Source organism: Rossellomorea sp. ABR4_004, assembly GCF_056159585.1.
On record NZ_JBSWVM010000001.1, the window covers coordinates 68,892 to 88,623 of the forward strand.

At 40.4% G+C, this 19,732-nt stretch carries 24 protein-coding genes; 19 read left to right on the top strand and 5 right to left on the bottom strand.

Annotation, left to right across the window (positions count from 1 at the left end; genetic code table 11):
• Window positions 1-120 precede the first annotated feature (120 nt).
• The 7 genes from ACXAF2_RS00435 to ACXAF2_RS00465 all read left to right on the top strand — a co-directional run bounded on the left by ACXAF2_RS00435 (window position 121) and on the right by ACXAF2_RS00465 (window position 4,923).
• Entirely contained in the window at window positions 121-285 is a 165-nt protein-coding gene (locus tag ACXAF2_RS00435) for a hypothetical protein (RefSeq protein ID WP_475136879.1), read from the top strand.
• A gap of 249 nt (window positions 286-534) precedes the next feature.
• Window positions 535-1,017, top strand: coding sequence for a YjdJ family protein (locus ACXAF2_RS00440; protein ID WP_475136880.1), 483 nt, complete (start codon window positions 535-537; stop codon window positions 1,015-1,017).
• 105 nt (window positions 1,018-1,122) lie between these two features.
• Entirely contained in the window at window positions 1,123-1,533 is a 411-nt protein-coding gene (locus tag ACXAF2_RS00445; protein WP_475136881.1) for a MerR family transcriptional regulator, read from the top strand.
• A gap of 42 nt (window positions 1,534-1,575) precedes the next feature.
• The gene (locus tag ACXAF2_RS00450) at window positions 1,576-2,847 is read left to right on the top strand and encodes a hemolysin family protein (RefSeq protein WP_475136882.1); all 1,272 of its coding nucleotides are present in this window, start codon (window positions 1,576-1,578) and stop codon (window positions 2,845-2,847) included.
• A gap of 72 nt (window positions 2,848-2,919) precedes the next feature.
• The gene (locus ACXAF2_RS00455) at window positions 2,920-3,744 is read left to right on the top strand and encodes an EcsC family protein (protein WP_475136883.1); all 825 of its coding nucleotides are present in this window, start codon (window positions 2,920-2,922) and stop codon (window positions 3,742-3,744) included.
• Window positions 3,745-3,955: 211 nt separating this feature from the next.
• A complete protein-coding gene (locus ACXAF2_RS00460) occupies window positions 3,956-4,783 on the top strand; it encodes a hypothetical protein (protein WP_475136884.1) in 828 nt (275 codons plus the stop codon).
• A gap of 14 nt (window positions 4,784-4,797) precedes the next feature.
• Window positions 4,798-4,923, top strand: coding sequence for a hypothetical protein (locus tag ACXAF2_RS00465; protein WP_475136885.1), 126 nt, complete (start codon window positions 4,798-4,800; stop codon window positions 4,921-4,923).
• 39 nt (window positions 4,924-4,962) lie between these two features.
• Here the strand turns inward: ACXAF2_RS00465 and ACXAF2_RS00470 are convergent, their stop codons facing one another.
• Both ACXAF2_RS00470 and ACXAF2_RS00475 read right to left on the bottom strand, forming a co-directional pair.
• Window positions 4,963-5,355: an SET domain-containing protein gene (locus ACXAF2_RS00470; RefSeq protein ID WP_475136886.1), complete on the bottom strand. Its 393-nt coding sequence runs from the start codon at window positions 5,353-5,355 to the stop codon at window positions 4,963-4,965.
• Between the two features lie 92 nt (window positions 5,356-5,447).
• Window positions 5,448-6,761: a D-alanyl-D-alanine carboxypeptidase family protein gene (locus tag ACXAF2_RS00475; RefSeq protein WP_475136887.1), complete on the bottom strand. Its 1,314-nt coding sequence runs from the start codon at window positions 6,759-6,761 to the stop codon at window positions 5,448-5,450.
• Window positions 6,762-7,005: 244 nt separating this feature from the next.
• Between ACXAF2_RS00475 and ACXAF2_RS00480 the strand changes: the two genes are divergently transcribed.
• The 3 genes from ACXAF2_RS00480 (at window position 7,006) to ACXAF2_RS00490 (ending at window position 9,980) form a co-directional block, all read left to right on the top strand.
• Window positions 7,006-7,875, top strand: a complete 870-nt coding sequence (locus ACXAF2_RS00480) for an ABC transporter permease subunit (protein ID WP_475136888.1) — start codon at window positions 7,006-7,008, stop codon at window positions 7,873-7,875.
• Window positions 7,872-8,885 (top strand): ABC transporter permease subunit, encoded by a 1,014-nt coding sequence (locus ACXAF2_RS00485; RefSeq protein WP_475136889.1) that lies wholly within the window; start codon window positions 7,872-7,874, stop codon window positions 8,883-8,885. The genes ACXAF2_RS00480 and ACXAF2_RS00485 overlap by 4 nt, the downstream gene beginning before the upstream one ends.
• An 81-nt stretch (window positions 8,886-8,966) precedes the next feature.
• Entirely contained in the window at window positions 8,967-9,980 is a 1,014-nt protein-coding gene (locus ACXAF2_RS00490) for a S66 family peptidase (RefSeq protein WP_475136890.1), read from the top strand.
• Window positions 9,981-10,019: 39 nt separating this feature from the next.
• Here the strand turns inward: ACXAF2_RS00490 and ACXAF2_RS00495 are convergent, their stop codons facing one another.
• Entirely contained in the window at window positions 10,020-10,412 is a 393-nt protein-coding gene (locus ACXAF2_RS00495) for a hypothetical protein (protein ID WP_475136891.1), read from the bottom strand.
• A 136-nt stretch (window positions 10,413-10,548) separates the two neighbouring features.
• Between ACXAF2_RS00495 and ACXAF2_RS00500 the strand changes: the two genes are divergently transcribed.
• The 4 genes from ACXAF2_RS00500 to ACXAF2_RS00515 all read left to right on the top strand — a co-directional run bounded on the left by ACXAF2_RS00500 (window position 10,549) and on the right by ACXAF2_RS00515 (window position 13,814).
• Window positions 10,549-11,466, top strand: a complete 918-nt coding sequence (locus tag ACXAF2_RS00500) for an alpha/beta fold hydrolase (protein ID WP_475136892.1) — start codon at window positions 10,549-10,551, stop codon at window positions 11,464-11,466.
• 196 nt (window positions 11,467-11,662) lie between these two features.
• Window positions 11,663-12,208: a GNAT family N-acetyltransferase gene (locus tag ACXAF2_RS00505; protein WP_475136893.1), complete on the top strand. Its 546-nt coding sequence runs from the start codon at window positions 11,663-11,665 to the stop codon at window positions 12,206-12,208.
• The gene (locus ACXAF2_RS00510) at window positions 12,205-13,221 is read left to right on the top strand and encodes a serine hydrolase domain-containing protein (protein WP_475136894.1); all 1,017 of its coding nucleotides are present in this window, start codon (window positions 12,205-12,207) and stop codon (window positions 13,219-13,221) included. The genes ACXAF2_RS00505 and ACXAF2_RS00510 overlap by 4 nt, the downstream gene beginning before the upstream one ends.
• A 92-nt stretch (window positions 13,222-13,313) precedes the next feature.
• Window positions 13,314-13,814, top strand: a complete 501-nt coding sequence (locus ACXAF2_RS00515) for a CBO0543 family protein (protein ID WP_475136895.1) — start codon at window positions 13,314-13,316, stop codon at window positions 13,812-13,814.
• 53 nt (window positions 13,815-13,867) lie between these two features.
• Here the strand turns inward: ACXAF2_RS00515 and ACXAF2_RS00520 are convergent, their stop codons facing one another.
• Complete coding sequence (locus ACXAF2_RS00520; RefSeq protein WP_475136896.1) at window positions 13,868-14,371, bottom strand: N-acetyltransferase family protein; 504 nt, start codon at window positions 14,369-14,371, stop codon at window positions 13,868-13,870.
• Between the two features lie 113 nt (window positions 14,372-14,484).
• Here ACXAF2_RS00520 and ACXAF2_RS00525 point away from each other — a divergent pair, with 113 nt between their 5' ends.
• The 3 genes from ACXAF2_RS00525 (at window position 14,485) to ACXAF2_RS00535 (ending at window position 16,683) form a co-directional block, all read left to right on the top strand.
• Window positions 14,485-14,916, top strand: coding sequence for an HIT family protein (locus tag ACXAF2_RS00525; protein WP_475136897.1), 432 nt, complete (start codon window positions 14,485-14,487; stop codon window positions 14,914-14,916).
• 11 nt (window positions 14,917-14,927) lie between these two features.
• Window positions 14,928-16,169, top strand: coding sequence for an aminopeptidase (locus tag ACXAF2_RS00530; RefSeq protein WP_475136898.1), 1,242 nt, complete (start codon window positions 14,928-14,930; stop codon window positions 16,167-16,169).
• Window positions 16,170-16,287: 118 nt separating this feature from the next.
• Window positions 16,288-16,683: a VOC family protein gene (locus ACXAF2_RS00535; RefSeq protein WP_475136899.1), complete on the top strand. Its 396-nt coding sequence runs from the start codon at window positions 16,288-16,290 to the stop codon at window positions 16,681-16,683.
• Between the two features lie 155 nt (window positions 16,684-16,838).
• Here ACXAF2_RS00535 and ACXAF2_RS00540 read toward each other — a convergent pair whose 3' ends face one another.
• Window positions 16,839-17,954, bottom strand: coding sequence for an oxidoreductase (locus tag ACXAF2_RS00540; RefSeq protein ID WP_475136900.1), 1,116 nt, complete (start codon window positions 17,952-17,954; stop codon window positions 16,839-16,841).
• Window positions 17,955-18,164: 210 nt separating this feature from the next.
• Here ACXAF2_RS00540 and ACXAF2_RS00545 point away from each other — a divergent pair, with 210 nt between their 5' ends.
• Window positions 18,165-18,725: a glycerol-3-phosphate responsive antiterminator gene (locus ACXAF2_RS00545; RefSeq protein ID WP_475136901.1), complete on the top strand. Its 561-nt coding sequence runs from the start codon at window positions 18,165-18,167 to the stop codon at window positions 18,723-18,725.
• 164 nt (window positions 18,726-18,889) lie between these two features.
• Window positions 18,890-19,720, top strand: a complete 831-nt coding sequence (locus ACXAF2_RS00550; protein ID WP_475136902.1) for an MIP/aquaporin family protein — start codon at window positions 18,890-18,892, stop codon at window positions 19,718-19,720.
• Window positions 19,721-19,732 lie beyond the last annotated feature (12 nt).

Here is a 19,732-nt window from a genome sequence, read left to right on the forward strand (position 1 = left end):
TGGCTTGAAGTGAACTACCAAGACTTTTACTGGAGTTCCGAAATTCAAGTAAATGTGAAACTTATCCATTTATTAAACGTACATATATATAGACATCTTCAATTGATGGGAGAGAATCATATGTTATGGTGGATCATCGGTATTGCCGTCGGATTCGGAGTACTAAGTGGGTTTCTAAGAAGAACGTTTTCAACGAACTCCTTTGAATCAGGAAATCAAAACGAAAGACAGATCCAGGAAGAAGAACGCGTGAAAGCCGGCAGCTGGTTTACTGGCGGACAGTAAGCAAATGTGTCCGGGGGAGCCTCCTGGCGTTTTTTTATGACTATATTCCTTAGTTAAAAGAGGTAAAGATACATTTATTCGCTTGTCATTATGGTGGAAATTAGTAATATGCATATCAAAGTTCAGTAAGAGAGGGACGGACCTCTATTTATCATGGGATTCTGTTTAATACATATTAAATAAAGGATTCCTCAGGTGAATGTAGAAACAATTTGAGGTCCGTCCCTCTATAAAGAAAGGAGAAAATTCATGTCCATTAAGTATTGGTCTCAGGTGGGTGTTGGTTTGTTGGTCTTTGGATTTACGGCATTGTTTTCGTGGTATGAAGGGAGTGCGTTGTTGGATGATCCTTGGGAATGGAAGTATTCTACTCCGTTCAGTGAGATGATTCACGGCAGTGTTTTAATGAAGGGGCAGATAGTGGATCTCGATTTCTTTGTGTACGCTGCGAAGTTTTCACCACTGTTTCCAAGCGTTATGATGATGAGCGCCAGTTACCTTTTGGTTCTACTTGGACACAGATTTCTTAAACATCGTGGCTTTCCATTATTCCTCACTCTGTTTGGAGGGATGTATCTTTTGATGAGTGCATTTATCGCTTCCTCCCCCACAGCAGGTGGGAACATTCTTTTTTGGTTATTTGTCTTAATGGGACTTTTTCTGATCATTCTCGCCACTCTTTTTCACTTTTCTCCAAATCTACGAATGAAGGGGCAGTCTAAACAAGCATGATAATGGGTAGGTTCTCTTTATACTTTTTACATAAAACCATAACGTTTAACTGTACGGTTTGCCTTAAATAAAGTATACTACTCTAGAGGTGATGTCCTTGGGAAGTTGTATCGAATAGGAGAACTATCCAAACACAGTCAAGTGTCCAAGAGGACGATTGATTATTATACAAAAATGGGTTTATTGAAATGCGATCGATCATGTAATAATTATCGGTATTATCACGAAGATGCGTTAGCTGACTTAAAGATAATTGAAAAATGTCAGCAGATGAAAATGTCTTTACATGAAATTAAAGATCGATTAACGGTAATGAAATCCGTGGAAGTAGATCCCTCGATTCTAGAAAAACAAGTAGACCATATTCGAAATGAAATGGATCATTTGCATAACGAATTACATGAAGTTTTACACGCTATGGAAACGCTCGGGGATGACGAACGGAAACGGATGCTAAAGCAGGTATCCCCACAGGCTTTGGCCTTATTCCAAACATTAATGGTTTTTTCTGGATAATCCAGCATAATAGATAAACAACTACAGGAGAGTGACTTTTTTTTGGACGATATACCACTGAATTCATTAATATTATTAGGGGCATTAATACTTTTATCTGCCTTTTTTTCATCGGCAGAAACGGCTTACTCAAGCGTGAATAAGATTAGACTTAAGAACTTTGTAAGTGAGGGAAGAAGAGGGAGCATTAAAGCTCATTATATTGCTGAAAACTTTGATAAAGCACTGTCTACGATCTTAGTTGGAAACAACATCGTGAACATTGCCGCAGCCAGTATTTCAGCAAAGCTTGCGACAGATATTTTTGGTGGAAACACGGGTCTTGTCATCAGTACTTTTGTTATGACTTTATTAATTTTGATTTTCGGTGAAATCCTGCCAAAATCATTGGCAAAAGAAAATGCCGAAACCTATTCCTTGACCATATCAGGCGTTCTCTTTTTCTTAATTAAAGTTCTTACACCGATTAACTTCTTTTTTATCAAATTAAAAGAGTTGGTATCGAAGTTCTTCTCGAAAAATCACGAGATGCCGTCTGTCACAGAGGAAGAATTAAAAGTGATGCTTGATATTAGTGAAGAAGAAGGAGTCATCGATAAAGAAGAAAGAGAATTGATTCACCGCTCGATGGACTTTGATGATATTCTTGCAACCGAGGTTTTGACACCCCGGATCGATGTCAAGGCTGTTGAAGTGAATCAACCAATTGAAGAAATTAAGGAAATGTTCTTTGAAGAGCGATTTTCCCGAATTCCCGTTTACGAGGATCATATTGATAATGTGATCGGAATTCTTTCAGAGAAAGAGTTCTTTACTCATTTGATCAAATTCGGTGAAGTAAACATCCGGGAATTGATTCGGGAACCAATGTTTATATTTGAATCTGTCAAAATCTCAACTCTTCTTACTAAGCTTCAAAAGAACAATGTGCATATGGCCATTGTAGTGGATGAGTTTGGTGGAACAACCGGAATCATCACCCTTGAAGATATCTTGGAAGAGATTGTAGGAGAAATATGGGATGAACAAGATGAGAAAACTCATTCCATGCGGAGAATCAGTGAAAAAGAATATCAATTCGACTCCCAATACCAATTGGATGAATTTACAGAGTTACTCGATGTACCAGAGCCTGAAAGTTCTTACCATACACTTGGTGGTTGGGTCGTAGAAAGTTTTGAAGACCTTCCATCAGAAGGCGACAGCTTCGACTATGAAAACTTAAAAGTGAGCGTAGAAGAGGTGGATAATCGCCGGGTACGCACGATTAAAGTGGAAATACTGGAAGAAAAAACCGAAGATATTGTTCAATAAGCAGGAAATAACAGGCTCTTCATTGCCTGTTATTTTTTTGATTCATTATTGAAAGAAGGAGGAGACTGTTATATGCATGAGACAGAAACAAGAGAAGCTCTTTTACGGGAACTGGAAATTGTAAACAAATGGGCAGAAGACCAAAAAGGGTTATGGTTTTGGGAGAAGCTCGGGCGTATTCCCTTTATGATCCTGGACCGAATCACTCCTCAAATGGTGCATAACAAGATTGGACAAGCACTGGATGAAATAGGAAGCTACATACAAAAGGGCGGAAGTTACCTTACAAGTGAGAAAGAAGTCGTAAAGCGATTTACTAAGAGTACAGCTAATCCTCATTTAACGGTAAAAGATATCGGAAAGCTGCCAATTGCTGATATGGATGGAGTAAGCGAAGGGATAGTGGGTATGAGAAAGAAGGTTGCGATGACCCAGGGGGCAACTACCGGAATCGGCGGCTTCCTGACTCTAAGTATTGATATACCTTTCATCCTCGGCATATCACTTAAGACTCTTCAGGAAATCGCAATAAGTTACGGATACGACCCAAATGATCAGCAGGAACGTATTTTCATTATTAAATGCTTACAATTCGTTTCTTCAGATATTGTTGGGAAGCAAGCAATCCTTCAGGAACTATCGGACTTCAACAAAAGGGATAAGGAGAAGAGAGAACAGACCCTTTCCCAGCTACAAGGCTGGAGGGAAGTGATGACCAGCTTCCGTGACAACTTCGGCTGGAAAAAACTATTCCAAATGATTCCCATCGCAGGAATTCTGTTCGGCTCCTTCATCAACAAATCCATGATCTCAGACATAGGCGAAACCGGTCGTATGCTCTACCGAAAAAGACGGATCCTGGAGAAGCTGGAAGAGGGACGGACCTCCGAAATGTAACTATTCTGTAGAAAAGCCTATATATCAATCTTTCTTAATGATGAATGCAGATCAGAGGTCCGTCCCTCTGATCTTTATTTATGTTACTGAATTGGAATTTCATGCTAAGATTAAAGTAAAACTTGGGGATGCTTATATGGTGATGAATATAAATGGTTATAGGATAGATGAAGACACTTTGAGGAATTGGGGAAGGAGGCTCATTCCTGAGGTGGAGTGGTTTTATTTTGCTGATGATTATGATTCGCTTCCTATGGAGTCCATGGATTCACTTGATTATTCACAGGTGCCTATAGATCTCCGAACCTCTTATGCTACTTGGGGAATTAGTAAAAATGCTCGGTTCTATTCTAAAGTGGCTCCAGAATTATTTGTATCATTGGAAAAAGAAACACAAGATGACATTGTGAGACAGCAATGGGAAATGGGAAGGGGACTCCTTTTCACTAAAGAAGATCTGCATGAATTACTTCAAATACCCACCATGAAACTCCCTACCACCACACTTGGGACTGGGGAAGACATCATCCTTTTACATCGGATCCTCTGGGATTCTCTTTCAGAACAATCACAATTTACGTTTCTATTAAACTACGGAGCTTTGTGGATAAACGAACAACCCATCTGGAAAGGGTTGTCTGCAGTTTGTAAACGAGCCATATCCAATCAGACACCACATCTTCAACCATTGATCGATACCTTTTCATCCAAGAATGGCCCCAACTGTTTAGCTGCAGTCGCTACGGCTGTCACAAAGAACCAAGCCTATAAGGACAAATGGATGCAGGGGGAAGATTTGCTTTTGATCCTTGAACGGGCCGAGTATACACCAGTAGATACAACTGATTATAAGCACGGTGATGTACTCGTTTGGTTCCAACACAATCAACCCATTCATGCGGCCTATGTACTGACAGGAAATTATGTCTTTAATAAGCACGGACAAACGATGTTTAATCCGTGGCAAATTTTAAAGATAGGCGATGTATTTGCAACATGGGGGGAAGCTGACACGTCCGTCGTAATCTTTAGACGTTAATAAAGGAGGTTCCTATGAAAAATAAAAAGTGGTTATTTTCGCTTATCTTCCTTTTTCTTATGATCCTTACTTGGTATTTCTATCAAAAGGTGACTGACCGGGCCTATGATGGAATGACGATCATTCCTGAAACTCATTAGTCAGTAAAAAAAGGGACCTCCAATGGAAGTCCCTTTCAATTATTCACCTTCGTTCTTATCTTTATTAAACCAAAGTGGTTCATCATTATCCACTTCGCCATTATAGTTAATGAGCAATTCTTCGCCAGCTTGAATGTCTTTATAGGCAAAAAAGTCGAAGGTATGGTTATCAAAATTTATCTCGTAAATTGTATTAGGTGTATAAGAATGATTAAACAACATTCCATATCCTAATAGAAGTGCTGTATGATTGATTCCGTATTCAAATACATAATCCGCCAGGAACGTTTTCTCAATATGTTCATGTTCCTCATTGGGATAGGGGATGACTGGTGCTTCATGAACCAGCTCTCCTTTGGCTATATCTCTTTTTGCAAAAACGCCGCGATTAAGATCACCGTCACTAAGAGACGATATTTTCACTTCGATCATTATGCCACCTTCTTTCTAAATCCTTTAACTTAGTAAGCTTGACATGAACTGGATAGAAAAGCAACATCCAATCTTTATTGTAGCCTGCCTAATTAAAACAAATTCCCAAAAAATCCTTGAATGCTTCGTGCACTTCGTACTAGCCAGCTAGCCTTCTCTACTGATTCAGCGGCATAAATATCCACTTTATATGAAGGCTGTTTTTCATCAAAAATATATTCATTCTTTTCCGGGGTTTCGATCATCATTTCTCCAATCTTTTCTCCTTTTTCAATTGGAGCTTGAAGGGTACCATCGTCATTAAGTTTTTCTTCATCTAATTTGAGTGAAGCTTTCACTTTATCTTTCTCTTCTTTTGTTACTCGAATAGATAGAGGCTTGTCTATCTTGATGGTTACCGATTGTTCTTTACCGTCAGGAACCTCTAACGTTGGTTCCTTTTTCTCATCAATATCACTCAAACTATAATGAACCGTCTCAAACTCATCAAATCCATAATCAAGTAGTTCTGTTGTTTGAATAAACCGCTCGGCACTGCTGGGCTGACCATATTCATCTTTGGCATCTAAGATGACTGAAATATATCGTACCCCATCCCGTTCTGCAGTTCCGGTAAAAGTGGAACCTGCAAAGGGTGTCGTACCTGTTTTTAATCCATCAGCACCTTTATAAAAATAGGATTTATCTTTTAATAGGCCGTTTGTATTCCTCATAACGAGTTCTTCATCTGTACCCGGTCTGAAAATTTTGGACGAGAGACCCGATGTTTCTAATACTTCCGGAAAATCATGAATAAGGTAATATGCCAAAGTGGCCATATCTTCAGCCGATACCATGTTCTCATCATTCACATCAGTCCCTTTTGGAAACATGCCGAGCATATCATAGTTACTTAAACCCGAGGAATTAACAAATTGATAATTTTTAAATCCGAGTTCCTTCGCCTTTGCATTCATCCGCTTTACAAATTCACCCTCGGAACCTGCTACAACTTCGGAAAGAGCAATCGCTGCACCATTCCCTGATTTAATCACCATGGCATCATACAATTCTCTTACCGAATACTCTTCGCCAGCTCTTAAGGGTACATTGCTCAATCCGGGTGCATTCGCTAATTGATAGACTTTGTCGCTAACTTTATACGTTTGATCCCATTCAATCTTTCCTTCTTCAATGGCTTCTAACACAAGGTATTCTGTCATCATCTTCGTCATGCTGGCAATTCCGAGGAGTTGATCTTCATGTTCCTTATACACAATCTTACCAGTATCTGCTTCCACTAAAATCGCAGCATCTGCATTAATATCTAATTTTGTCTTCCCATGCGCCGTTTGCTGAAAAGGCGTCATGGCCATAAGGGATATCATCAAAACCGACAGGCTTTGCTTCACCATATTCTTTTTCAAATCAGTACCTCCAAAAAACAATTTTACGCAACCAAATTATTTTACCATACAAGCCTCACAAACACCCCATTTCACCATAACCTTTTCAAATCGTTCATATTATTGTAAATAATTGTTTCACGCAAAAAAGTAAAATGTTACCATAAGAAGAGGGACGGACCTCCATTTAACCCTGGAAATAAAAGTGTCGCATTCTTTGGATAAATGGAGGTCCGTCCCTAAACTGACAAAGGGATGAAACTGTATGGTGAGAAGAGTGTGGCAGGTATGTTTTGAGGTGGGGTTGATTCTGGTTGGGATTGTATTGGTCAGTGCAACGTCTGCGCTATTTGAGGGGCAGACGTTTTCATTAAATCGTTTTTTCGTTGTGTTGATGGATGTCGGTGAAGAGCTTCTGACACCGCAAGCGATCATTTACGAAAACCCGAGCTCCGGGGTGGAAAGAAGTTTGTTTCCCATTATATTTTTAGCCTATTGGAGCAGTATCAGGATCTTTTTTCTGGCTCTCGTTATTTCCATATTACTTTCTACGATATTATTAATCGGCTATTATTCTTTGGGGAAATCTTTCAGAAAAGGTATTCAGACAGTTGGTTTTTTAATAGGGGGGCTACCCGATCTTTTCGTGATCGCTCTTTTTCAATTGGGGATTGTCTGGTATTTTAAACAGACCGGAATCCTGATTTTAGACGTGGCATCTGTAGGTGAAAACCAGGTGATACTGCTACCGGCTATCACTCTATGTATACTTCCTACATTTTTCTTTTTCACCAACATGATTGTCTTCTTAAAGGATGAGGAAGGGAAGCCCTATGTAGAATTGGCGAAAAGCAAAGGACTTGGGAGGTTTACTATACTTTTTAGACATACGATTCGAAATGTGTTGGTCAGTTTAACCTATCACGGAAAACAGATCGTTTGGATGATGCTTTCGAATCTACTTGTTTTGGAATATCTGTTTAATGTATTTGGTGTCACTTCATTCTTGTTTTCCTACAATCAGCCTTCCATATTTGCAATAACTTCCATTCTCCTGTTCATTCCGCTCTATCTTGTGCTAAAAAGCCTTCAGGCACTCATTGGGAAAAAAATCGGGAAGGAGATGAGCCTATGAAATCGAATCGTTATGATTGGATGAGCTTCATTGGTTTCTCAAGTATACTCATTGTTCTTCTATCTTGGAGTATGGCATACAACCTCTCAAATGAGGAGATTTCACAGACTCTCATCCTGTTCAGTGACGAAGGGAAAGTCCTTGGAGATTCACCATTCCCGCCATCCATTCAATTTCCTTTTGGAACAGACCGAGATGGCTATCATATGACCGATAAAATCATTCAAGGAGCGCAATATACGTTAGGTGCAGCCCTCACTATATCATTTCTTAGTTTTCTGCTGGCCTTCCTCTTTGGAATTGCAGGAGGATTCACGAAAAGCAGGCTCAGAATCTTCACTCAGAAGGTATTTACATCACTTTATTTCATCCCGCAATCGATTATAGCTTATAACATTCTTCACCCTTTACTGTGGGAGCCTATGGAAGGGTTTCAGACTTCGCTAGTAGAAAGGATAGTCGTTGAAATCGTCGTTCTGGCCATCATCGTCACTCCGACGACCGCCATCTTGATCGCAAACGAAGCTGAACAGATTCTGCAAGAGGAATTTATCATTTCCTCAAGGGTCCTTGGTGCACGTTCTTTCTACATATTTTATAAGCATCTCTTGCCTCATCTTAAGAACCGGTTATTTGTCATTTATCCCAAAATTGTGATACAAGTCCTTCTGATCATTGCTCACTTGGGTTTTTTCACTTTGTTTTTCGGAGGAACGGATATCTGCTATCAGCCATTTTGCCATCCGCCGAAGCCATTCGTCCAGGAATGGTCAGGATTAATGGGAACAAATTACTCAGAATTATACAATGCATGGTGGATATTTCTCGTGCCGATGATCTGTTTCGCCCTCACTATTCTCTTGCTGAATGGAATCGCTCATTCATTTAAGAGAATCATGGTGAGAAATGTTTCGAGGAGGAATCCAACAGTCACTTTAAGGGACAACGCGACTTATAAACCAGTGGAATTGAATGAAGAAAGTTTTACATTAAGGGGGCTGCGTAAATGATGTTTAACCATTCACAACCCCATCTCTTGTAGCGAATCTACCAATCTGGTAAAATTATCTAAAAAAGTTTGGAGAGAGATTATGATTACATACCCTATACTAAAAAAACACGCAACCATAGGCGTGACAGCACCTTCATCGGGAGTACCCTCGGAACTGCATGGCATTCTCAAGGAGTCGATCGAAAAAATGGTGAGCAAAGGCTACTCCGTTCAGTGCGGAGAGACCGTATGGACGCAGAATAAAGCTAAATCTTCCATAGCTCAAAAAAGAGCGGCAGAATTGAACCAAATGCTGAAGGATGAAGAAATCTCCATTGTCATTCCACCATGGGGCGGCCAACTTCTCATAGAAATCCTGGACCTCATTGATTATGAAAATACCAAAACAAAATGGGTGCTGGGCTATTCCGACACGAGTGTGCTATTACTGGCACTAACATTAAAAACCGGAATCGCCACTGCACATGGCACCAATCTTGTTGATTTAAGAGGGGAGTACTCCGATCCAACGACGGCAAAATGGGAATCCGTTCTCTCAACGAAAGAAGGATCATCTGTTATTCAGTATTCATCCCAACACTATCAAAAAGAATGGAATCACGACCAGCCTTCTCCAACAGTTTTTCACTTAACAGAGCCAACTGATTGGAAAACCGCAGGAAATCAAGGTGTAAAGGTCAATGGACGTTTACTCGGAGGCTGCATAGATGTCATCAGGCACTTGATCGGAACCTCTTACGGAAATATAGCAGATTTTAGAGAGAAGTATATAAAGAATGACTCCATCCTCTGGTATTTTGAAAACTGTGAACTGAATACCGCTGATCTGCGCAGGACACTTGTACAGATGAAATTAGCCGGCTGGTTCGACCATTCTTCCGGTATTCTGTTTGGAAGAAGTGATAGCAACACTCCTGTTGGTGATTATATGATTGAAGATGTCTACCAAGAGCTGTCAGACGAGCTGCAGATTCCAATCGTGTACGACATCGACTGTGGGCATCAGCCTCCTCAGATTACTTTTATTAATGGCGCATATGGAGAGGTGGAAGTTTCAGGTGGAAAAGGAAAAGTCATACAATCATTCATATAAACAATAAAAAAACGTCCTGCTCCAGGACGTTTTTTCTGCTTACTTCTTCAAAAAGTGATATCGTTTTTCATTCAACATCCACATGGTGTATCCCCAAACCCATCCGGCTGCTACACAGCATACGATCAAAAGGGGAAGGTAGTCTCTGATCACTGTATACAGAATCACTGAAACTATCATTCCAGTAAATAGCGACCCATATACAACTGAAAAGAACCATTTCCCTTTATTTCGGATGGTTTCCCAACGTCTCCAGTAGTCGCCACCGGGTTCCCTGCTATTAATAAAGAAAACACAGGCATTCATAAAAAAGATAAGGCTGATGACCAAATACATGTAGGATTTTGGATCTAACCAAAACACTAGAAAATTAATCACAGATGTGAAGGAGAACATGATATATATTAGTTTATTTTGTTTTATTTTTTCCATTTCAGCGCCTCCAATCTTCTGTATTATATCAAACCATTTCCGACATGGACCAACATATTCCAACATAATAAAGGAAAATCCCTCCATCTTCTAGAAGTCTAATGAGGAACAGAATTCAGCTAAGGAGTTTTTATTAATGAAAGCAAATGTAAGGACCATTCGAAAAAAAGGGATTCATGTCGAAACCTATGGTTCTAAGGAGCATCCCGCCTTACTATACTTGCATGGGGGCCCTGGGGAAAGTTGCTACGATTTCTCTTTTCATCAAAGTGAACGATTAGGGAAACATTTTTATCTTGTTGCGATTGACCAAAGAGGTGTTTGCCGTTCAGAAGCCATTCAAGGGAATGAAGAGTTTGGTTTTCAAGATTTGGTAGAGGATTGTGAAGCACTTAGAAAAGAATTAGGAATCGATAAATGGTCTGTACTAGGTCACTCCTTTGGAGGGTTTCTCGCTCTTGCATATGTCTCCCAGTATCCTGACTCCATCGAGAAAGTCATTTTCGAATGTCCTACCTTCGATTTCACCCTAACATCCAAAGGACTGCTTAAAAAAACCGCTCGATTATTCGGTAAATACAATCAGTCTGAGTTACAAGAGAAGGCCATGAATTTGGCAGAGGAGGACATTTCTCCAAGGGACTTTACAGAAAACTATATGAAGCTAAGTGATGAACTTGGTGAACACCGCATGCAAATCTATACTCATAATTTTGATAACCCTACTGACTATTATGCTACTTACACAGACGAAGAATGGGACACCCTATACGACCGTTCAGATCATCACTATCATCTTCTCCGGGAAGAGGGTGTCATTTTTACCAGTTTGTTAGATAGAATCAAGCTGATAGAAACACCTATGCTTCTTCTGACAGGAGAGTATGATCCCGTTACATGTGAAAAACATGTAGAAACATTTCAGAGAGATGCAGCAAAGGGGAGTATCGTTCATTTTAAACGTAGTGGTCATACACCCCATTACGAGGAAGCCGATCGCTTTAAACAGGTGATCTTGGATTATCTATTAGACAAAGACCGGCAATTCTCATGAACACAAATAAAAGAATTTACATCATAGGCTAGTCGCAAGCGAAAAAAAGGGAACTACAAGCAGACCTTAACGGTGCTTAGAAAAATGTATGGATGGAATCGCCACTACGAAGAGCAAGAAAAGCCAATCGTCATGCGAATTCTCTAACCCTATCAATATAAAGTTTACATCCAAAAAGGATAAAGGAGCAATCATCATGTTTACATATAAACTAAACGACGAATTAGAATTAAGACTTCTCGATTTACAGGATGCTGAACGAATCCATGAACTGACTGATCAGTCCAGATCCTATCTGCGTGAGTGGCTCCCATGGGTGGATTACTCAAAAACGGTTGAGGATTCAACGGAATTTATTAAAGGGACACGTTTAGGCTTCGCGAATAATAAGAGCTTAACAACTGGCATCATTTATCAAAATGAACTAGTGGGAGTAGCGGGATTCAACGTACTTGATTGGTCGAACAAGGTGGCATACATCGGCTATTGGCTAGGTGAAGGCTACCAAGGAAAAGGGATTATGACGACAGTTGCAAAGGGACTCACGACACACGCATTTGATTACTATAAAATGAATAAAGTCGAAATAACCGCTGCAGAATTCAACCATCGGAGTCGGGCAATACCCGAGCGTCTTGGTTTCAAGGAAGAAGGGAAGCTGCGGCAAAGGGAATGGATTTACGATCATTATGTAGATCATATTGTATATGGCATGCTCGCTGACGAATGGAAGAAGTCTTGAAACAGACCGTACATGAACCACTTAAGGAATTGATCTCCTGGGTTGAAGACATTAAATATAAAAACGGGAGTTCTGCTACATCCCTTTATATTATTAAAGAAGACCAGGTCGTTTTAGAGCATTATAGCGGAAGGCACTCCCATGAAAAAAATGCTCCTCAAATCACAGAAAAGGCTCAATTTAATGTAGCTTCTGCCCGTAAAAGTTATTTAGGGCTTACGGTTGCCTACGCTTTACATGATAAACATATCTCAAGTCTAGATGATCCCATCACTCAATATTTTCCTGAGATTGATAAACATCTGTATAGAGGGACAACGATCCGTCATCTTGTTACTCATTCCCATGGACTTGATTCTAACGAAAAAGGAGACATATTTCGTGAATTCAAGCCCGGTAGCAGCTGGGCATACCGTAACGTAGGTGTGGACATTATGACAAAATTAATTCATCGATTGTACGGAAAAGGGTTCACGCAGCTTTTAAAAGAGAGGGTTTTTACTCCATTGGGATTTAGTGAAACGGGATGGAAAACGGAGCCAAATGAAAATCTTGTACCTATCATCGACCGCCTTGATAAACCGGCACTCCATGGCCTGGGTACTACTTCAGATGGTAAGGAGAAGAATTTATTTGTATCTCCCAGGGAATTTGCTCTCTGGGGGCAGCTACATGTTCAGAAAGGCATGATGAATGGAAGACAAATTGTCCCCTCTAAAGTGATTGAGACTGCCACCACCATTCAGAATGTTTCGTATTCTGATTCCACTATTCCTGGGAACGGTCTTTTTTGGTACGTTCAAGATATTCCACGAAATAAAAGTGAACTGGGGGATAGGGTACCTTCAGGTTCTTATCAAATAGTAGGTGTCACCGGTCCAACGATTCTTGTTATTCCTGCTTATAATTTGGTGGTGGCAAAGATGTATAACAAGCGATACAACTATGGAGGAGACCAATACCTATATTATTTACGGGAGTTTAGTAACAAAGTGGCAGACCTATTTTCCTGAAGAATGGTGCACCTCAATCGATCGAGGAATGAATTTCCAAATATTTGGTAACAATAAGGTCTATATTATGAGTCCGGCTATGGGGGGATCCCATGTTTCATATTGTAGTCATTGTAGTAATCATTCTCAGTTCCTTGAAGTGGGGATCCTGGAATAGATGGAGAGAATTTCTGCCCACGATCTATTATTTTAGTTTTTTCAATATGTTTTATCAGTATATCAGCTACACCATGAAGGCGGTTTGGGAACTAGATGGATTTTTCATCAATATGTTTGTGACGGATTCTCTTTACACGATGATCGCTTATCCTTGCCTTGTGGTTCTATTTTTAAGCCACTACCCAGAAGAAATCAGGGTGAAAATCCTCTATTATTTAAAATATATATTCGTTGCTACATTTATTGAATGGGCAGCGGGAAAGACGGATTCCATTGAATATTTCGAAGGCTGGAATCTATGGTGGACCCTACTGTTTTATTTTATCATGTTCCCCATGCTGCACCTTCATTTCAAAAATCCTGTCCGGGCATTGGTCCTTTCAGTGTTTGTCATTGCGTTTTTACTTATTAGCTTTGATTATCATGTACTATAAAAAACGGTGATTCCACATCTTGGGACTCACCGTTTTGCAATACGAAAAGGGGATTATAAGAACAAAACCATCAATTCTTCATCGAAATATTCATCGTTATATTTCAATGCCCGCTTTTCTGTCCCGTAAGGCTTGAATCCACAAGAATGATAAAGCCCCTTCGCTGTTTCATTGGTTGTGACAACAGTAATCATGACTTGTTCAATGCCATCCTCGGCCTTAGCTTGAGTGATGGCAGCTTGAAGCAGCCCTCTTGCGAACCCTTTCCCTCGATGTGCAGGGTCAACATACATGGCAAAAATAGAAGCTTTATGCTTCATTTTTAAAGCTCCTTCACGTACAAGGGTCACCGCTCCTACTAGTTTACCGTCATCAAAGCAACCAAACGTGTAGCTGCCATTCTGTACAAGTCTCTCGGCTGTCATCTGAAGTGGATTTTTACGGACAATCGCTTCTTCATAGCTGCTGCCGAAGCTCGTAGGACTCTGTTGCAGCATTTCCAAACGAAGCTGCCAATATGTTTCGGCGTGTTTTTCATTGAGCAATTGAATTTCCATTATTTTCTGACCTTCTTTCCATTACATGATATTATGAGAGGAGCCTTAATTTTCAGCTATTCAAACAGATTTCGACATTAATGGTGGAAATCCTTTAAATTGGAGGTATATGAATGGAAAATTGTCTCGGATGCCGCCTTGCAAATGAAAAGGAGAAAGTATTCATTATATACGAAAATGATCATGTGTCCTGCTTTTTGGACCATGTCCCGCATCACCCCGGACATACACTGATCCTCCCCAAACGACACAAAGTGGAAGTAACGGAATTAAATGCAGAAGAAAGCCTCTCCGTAATGAAGGCTTCACAACTAATTGCTCAAGCCGTTCAGGCTCTATATGAACCAAATGGCATTACTGTCTGCCAGAATGGAGGCATATACAACGAATTAACTCATTATCATATGCATGTTATCCCTCGTAATGAGGAAGCGGAAAGATTCGGAGACTTATTCTACGGTGAGGCCGACGTTGAAACATACAGTGGATCCCTGGAAGAAACCCAGAAGAAAATGAAAACCTACATAAGTAGATTACTAGAATAGGAGTAAATAATATGACGTTCAATAAAGATTTCGATGAAAAATTAAAACAATACGCTGAGCTCGCCATTAAAGTGGGGGTAAATGTTCAGCATGATCAGCCTCTATGGATTTCTGCACCACTGGGAACTGAACAATTCGTACGCATTGTTGTAAAAGAAGCCTATCTTGCCGGAGCAAGAAACGTGCATGTTCAGTGGTATGACGAGGAAATCATGAGAACACATTATGAACTTGCCCCGGATGACACATTCTACGAGTTTCCAAGCTGGCTGGCCGCTGCACATGAATGGGTTGTGGACAATAAAGGAGCCTTCCTTCAAATAGAAGCCAATGATCCGGACCTGTTGAAAGGAATAGATCCAGACCGCATCCTTAATTTTGAAAAAGCAAGTGGAGATGCTCTTGACCGATTCTATGAAGCGATTGAAAAGGACCAGATCAGCTGGTCCATCGTAGCCATCCCTTCACAAAGATGGGCGGACAAAGTGTTTCCTGATTTACCAGTGAAAGAAAGAATTCCGTGCCTTTGGGACCGTATCTTCACATCCGTCCGTATCAATCAAGAAAATCCAGTCCTTGCTTGGCAAACACATATCGAAACCCTAACCAACAAAGCAAGCGAACTCAATCAATTAAAGCTCAAAAACCTGCACTACCAATCGGAAGGGACGGACCTTACCATAGAACTACATGAAGACCACCTATGGCTCACAGGAGCTAGTAAAACACCAGAAGGAACCCATTTTATTGCCAATATGCCTACAGAAGAAGTTTATACTGTCCCAATAAAAACCGGAGTCAATGGCACGGTTTCAAGTACCAAGCCACTGGCCTACAATGGGAACGTGATTGATGATTTCAGCCTTACTTTTGAAGATGGAGAAATTAAGAAAGTCATAGCAAGAGAAGGGGAGGAAATTCTGAAAAAATTGATTCTGACAGACGAAGGCGCAGCCTACCTTGGGGAGGTAGCACTTGTACCGCATCAGTCACCGATCTCTGATTCTGGCGTCCTATTCTTTAACACCTTATTCGATGAAAATGCATCCAATCACTTAGCAATCGGTTCCTCTTACCCTACATGTATTAAGGATGGAAACATCTTATCCGATGAAGAACGGGAAGAAAAAGGACTCAATGAAAGTGTGGTTCACGAAGATTTCATGATTGGTTCAGAACATATGAATATAGATGGAGTGTGCCATGATGGAAGAAAGATCGCTATTTTCCGTAATGGGAACTGGGCTATCTGATTTAATAGTTATTAGTCTTGGTCAGTTGTTGTATTGCTAAATCAAATCACCCTAAATCACTCTTCCCTAAAAGGAAATAGATGATTAAATCACCCTGCTTAAAAAAAGGAGAGATTCTATGATTTATGAAATGACGGTACAAGTCCGGGTAACTGATATGCAAAAAGGGCAAAAATGGTATGAAACTCTATTAAACCGCACTCCTGATTTCATTCCTCACGAAGGATTTGCAGAATGGGAACTCATTCCCGGCTGTTGGCTACAGGTAGCAGAGGGCAAACCAACGCCTAATTCCGGTCCCATCCGTTTGGGTGTTGAAGATATTAGCAGAGAACGGGAAAGACTGTCATCCCTTTTAGGTACAAAGCACTTTGACATCCATGAAAGAGAGGAAGTCCCAGTCAAGTGGGCAACCTTTCAAGATCCATGGGGGAATGGAATCGGTATGTTCGAGTATCAAAGTACAAAGGAAATGCATGCTCGTATCGAGTCCCTTTTAGGAAAAGTGAAATAAGGTCTTGCAATCGATATCCTGTCATCGAAAGGAAAATACCTAGAAAAACAGGACTGAACTTGCAGAATTTATTAAAGAAATATTATTCACTTACTTTCTCATAAATCGCAAAAGAAGAACCTTCATGTCAGTAAAGGTTCTTCTTTTGTTTATGCTTATTCCACGATGTTCATCTCAAGTTCATGTTTTTTCACATATGCTTGAGGTAGCAAGGTTTTTTCAAAGTCAAACTTCTCAACATCCATGCCTTTTTGAACCTTATTCGGAAGATCCGGATTCGCAAGGGCACTTGTACCCAAGCTGATAAACTCAGCTTGTTCTTTTTGTAAAAGTACTTCTGCTTTAGAAGGGTCACCGAGTTGACCATTGGCTATTACCGGTAATTGACTAAAGAAAGTAGCAGCCTCGGAGAGCGTCTTACTGTTTTTACCGAAAGAAGGTTCTGCACCATCTCCGTCAGTTGTGTGGATATAATCAAGGTCTGCTTTTCCTAGAGTAGTGAAGATAGTCTGTGCAGCATCTTGTCCTTCTGGCCATTTATAGCTTTGATCTGCCACTTTCCCTTGAGAAACACGAATTCCTACCACAAAGTCATCTCCAACAGCACTACGGATATCGTAAATGACCTCGGTTAATAGACGAAGTCGATTTTCAAGTGATCCACCATATGCATCTTCCCGTTTATTTAAATAATCAGTAAGGAACTGATCTAATAAATATCCATTTGCACCATGGATCTCTACACCTTCAAATCCTGCTTCCTTTGCATTCAGAGCACTTTCTACAAAAGACTTCTTGACAGCCTCTATATCTTCAATCGTCATCTCCCCGGGTACTGGAAAGGGTCCGGCTCCACCGTAGAATCCGAGCTGATCACCTTTAGGGGCAACGGCAGAAGGTGCCTTAGTTGAATCTTGATAAACATTCCCTTGACTCTGACCTCCAGCATGCATAAGCTGTGCAATCATTAAAGCTCCTTGTTCATGAACCGTTTGCACAATTTTTCTCCATGCTTCGGTCTGTTCTTTATCTACAATCCCAGGCTGATTGAAGTATCCCTGACTGTACTGTTTATCTGTGTAAATCCCTTCTGTAATGATGAGTCCGAAACCGCCTTTTGCAAAACGTTCATAATACTTTTCCATCGTTTCATTTGCCACGCCACGTTCATCTGCGCTCACCCTTGTCATGGGTGCGACGATGAAACGATTCTTTGTTAGGCTGGCACCGAGGTTTCCTTTTGAAAATAGTCGAGTATATAATGAACTCATTTTGAACACTCCTTTATATAAAACCTTACAGATGATTATAATCATCTGTAGGAGGGAAATCGAATTTTACGCCCCGATGAATGTGCCAGTACCACAACAATGTAATATTGTGGTAAATCGATGGGACTCTCACGAAAACATATTTTATTTATGATATAATTTCTCCTTGTGAAAAAGATCCATTAAAAATAGAAAGGGAGGAAAAAGAAGGTGAGTTTTGAAGGTCAGAAAATATTACCTGCCATTCGGTCCATGAAAGATTTTGATAAAATGCTCGAAACCTCTTTCCAGTACGGTGTATTCCTCGATCTCCATGTTGGAATGCTGAAGAGTGTTTTCGATTTCGCACGTAAGGAAAATCGGAAAATGTTCCTGCATTTAGACTTAATCCACGGACTATCCAGTGATGAGTACGCAACAGAATATGTCTGTCAGGAAATTAAGCCTTATGGCATCATTTCTACTAAAGGGAATGTGATTAAAAAAGCAAGGCAAAAAGGTATCTTTTCCACTCAAAGAATGTTTGTGATCGATTCAAGTGCTATGAATCGCAGCATTGAGCTTATACATAGAACAGACCCTGACTTCATTGAAGTACTTCCTGGAGTGATTCCTAAAATCATTACGGAAATAAGAGAAAAAACGGGGAAACCTATTTTTGCGGGAGGGCTCATTGATACTATTGAAGAAGTGGAATCCGCACTTGAGGCTGGTGCTACGGCCATCACTACGTCAGATCGTGTGTTATGGAAGCATTTTGACCAGAAATAAATACTGAAAAATGTATTGACAACGTTTTCATTGTGGAGTAACATTATCCACAAGTTAATACGTTGTGAAAGAGATGAAGAGACTCACGTGAACTGCCTATTTCCAAGGGGGCATTCCGTGAGTCTTTTTATTTTTAAAAAAATTAATGGAATGAGGGAAAAAGCATGACAGCATTTTTAGGAGAAGTAGTTGGAACAGCCTTACTCATCATTTTTGGTGCAGGGGTTTGTGCAAATGTAAATCTTAAGAAATCATTTGCTTATAACGCTGGCTGGATTGTCATCACATTTGGTTGGGGTCTGGGTGTCGCCATGAGTGTATACGCCGTTGGACAGTTTAGTGGAGCTCATTTAAATCCTGCTGTTACACTGGGACTGGCTTTTAATGGAGACTTCCCTTGGGATGAGGTTCCTCAGTACATCTTAGCTCAAATGATGGGAGCGATGATTGGGGCAACGATCACCTATCTACACTTTCTACCCCATTGGCATGCAACGAAAGATCCCGGGGTGAAATTGGGGGTATTTGCGACAGGACCTGCCATCCCACACTATTTTTCCAATTTATTAAGTGAAATCATTGGAACTTTTGTGTTAGTAGTAGGATTATTATCTATAGGAGCGAATACATTTACAGATGGACTTAATCCATTTATCGTCGGTTTCTTGATCATTGCTATCGGAATTTCTCTCGGTGGGACTACAGGTTATGCCATTAATCCCGCCCGTGATTTAGGACCGCGCATTGCTCACTTCCTGCTGCCGATTCCAGGTAAAGGACCATCCAACTGGGGGTATTCCTGGATTCCTGTAGTCGGGCCAGTTCTGGGAGGTTCATTCGGAGGCGTATTTTATAAAGCCATTTTCATTGGACAGGTCACAACAAGCTTTTGGGTAGTCCTACTTGTTACATTGACAGTACTTGGACTTGCTTATGCCAGTGACAGAAAGATCAGCTTAGCTCAAAAAGTGCATCAACTATCAACCGATAACTAATTTTTTGGAGGG

Bases quoted from the DNA above. Each gene is read 5' to 3' on its own strand.
- ACXAF2_RS00435 (WP_475136879.1), top strand. From the start codon at position 121: ATGTTATGGTGGATCATCGGTATTGCCGTCGGATTCGGAGTACTAAGT.
- ACXAF2_RS00440 (WP_475136880.1), top strand. From the start codon at position 535: ATGTCCATTAAGTATTGGTCTCAGGTGGGTGTTGGTTTGTTGGTCTTT.
- ACXAF2_RS00455 (WP_475136883.1), top strand. From the start codon at position 2,920: ATGCATGAGACAGAAACAAGAGAAGCTCTTTTACGGGAACTGGAAATT.
- ACXAF2_RS00465 (WP_475136885.1), top strand. From the start codon at position 4,798: ATGAAAAATAAAAAGTGGTTATTTTCGCTTATCTTCCTTTTTCTTATG.
- ACXAF2_RS00470 (WP_475136886.1), bottom strand. From the start codon at position 5,355: ATGATCGAAGTGAAAATATCGTCTCTTAGTGACGGTGATCTTAATCGC.
- ACXAF2_RS00480 (WP_475136888.1), top strand. From the start codon at position 7,006: ATGGTGAGAAGAGTGTGGCAGGTATGTTTTGAGGTGGGGTTGATTCTG.
- ACXAF2_RS00485 (WP_475136889.1), top strand. From the start codon at position 7,872: ATGAAATCGAATCGTTATGATTGGATGAGCTTCATTGGTTTCTCAAGT.
- ACXAF2_RS00490 (WP_475136890.1), top strand. From the start codon at position 8,967: ATGATTACATACCCTATACTAAAAAAACACGCAACCATAGGCGTGACA.
- ACXAF2_RS00495 (WP_475136891.1), bottom strand. From the start codon at position 10,412: ATGGAAAAAATAAAACAAAATAAACTAATATATATCATGTTCTCCTTC.
- ACXAF2_RS00500 (WP_475136892.1), top strand. From the start codon at position 10,549: ATGAAAGCAAATGTAAGGACCATTCGAAAAAAAGGGATTCATGTCGAA.
- ACXAF2_RS00505 (WP_475136893.1), top strand. From the start codon at position 11,663: ATGTTTACATATAAACTAAACGACGAATTAGAATTAAGACTTCTCGAT.
- ACXAF2_RS00515 (WP_475136895.1), top strand. From the start codon at position 13,314: ATGTTTCATATTGTAGTCATTGTAGTAATCATTCTCAGTTCCTTGAAG.
- ACXAF2_RS00520 (WP_475136896.1), bottom strand. From the start codon at position 14,371: ATGGAAATTCAATTGCTCAATGAAAAACACGCCGAAACATATTGGCAG.
- ACXAF2_RS00525 (WP_475136897.1), top strand. From the start codon at position 14,485: ATGGAAAATTGTCTCGGATGCCGCCTTGCAAATGAAAAGGAGAAAGTA.
- ACXAF2_RS00530 (WP_475136898.1), top strand. From the start codon at position 14,928: ATGACGTTCAATAAAGATTTCGATGAAAAATTAAAACAATACGCTGAG.
- ACXAF2_RS00535 (WP_475136899.1), top strand. From the start codon at position 16,288: ATGATTTATGAAATGACGGTACAAGTCCGGGTAACTGATATGCAAAAA.
- ACXAF2_RS00540 (WP_475136900.1), bottom strand. From the start codon at position 17,954: ATGAGTTCATTATATACTCGACTATTTTCAAAAGGAAACCTCGGTGCC.
- ACXAF2_RS00550 (WP_475136902.1), top strand. From the start codon at position 18,890: ATGACAGCATTTTTAGGAGAAGTAGTTGGAACAGCCTTACTCATCATT.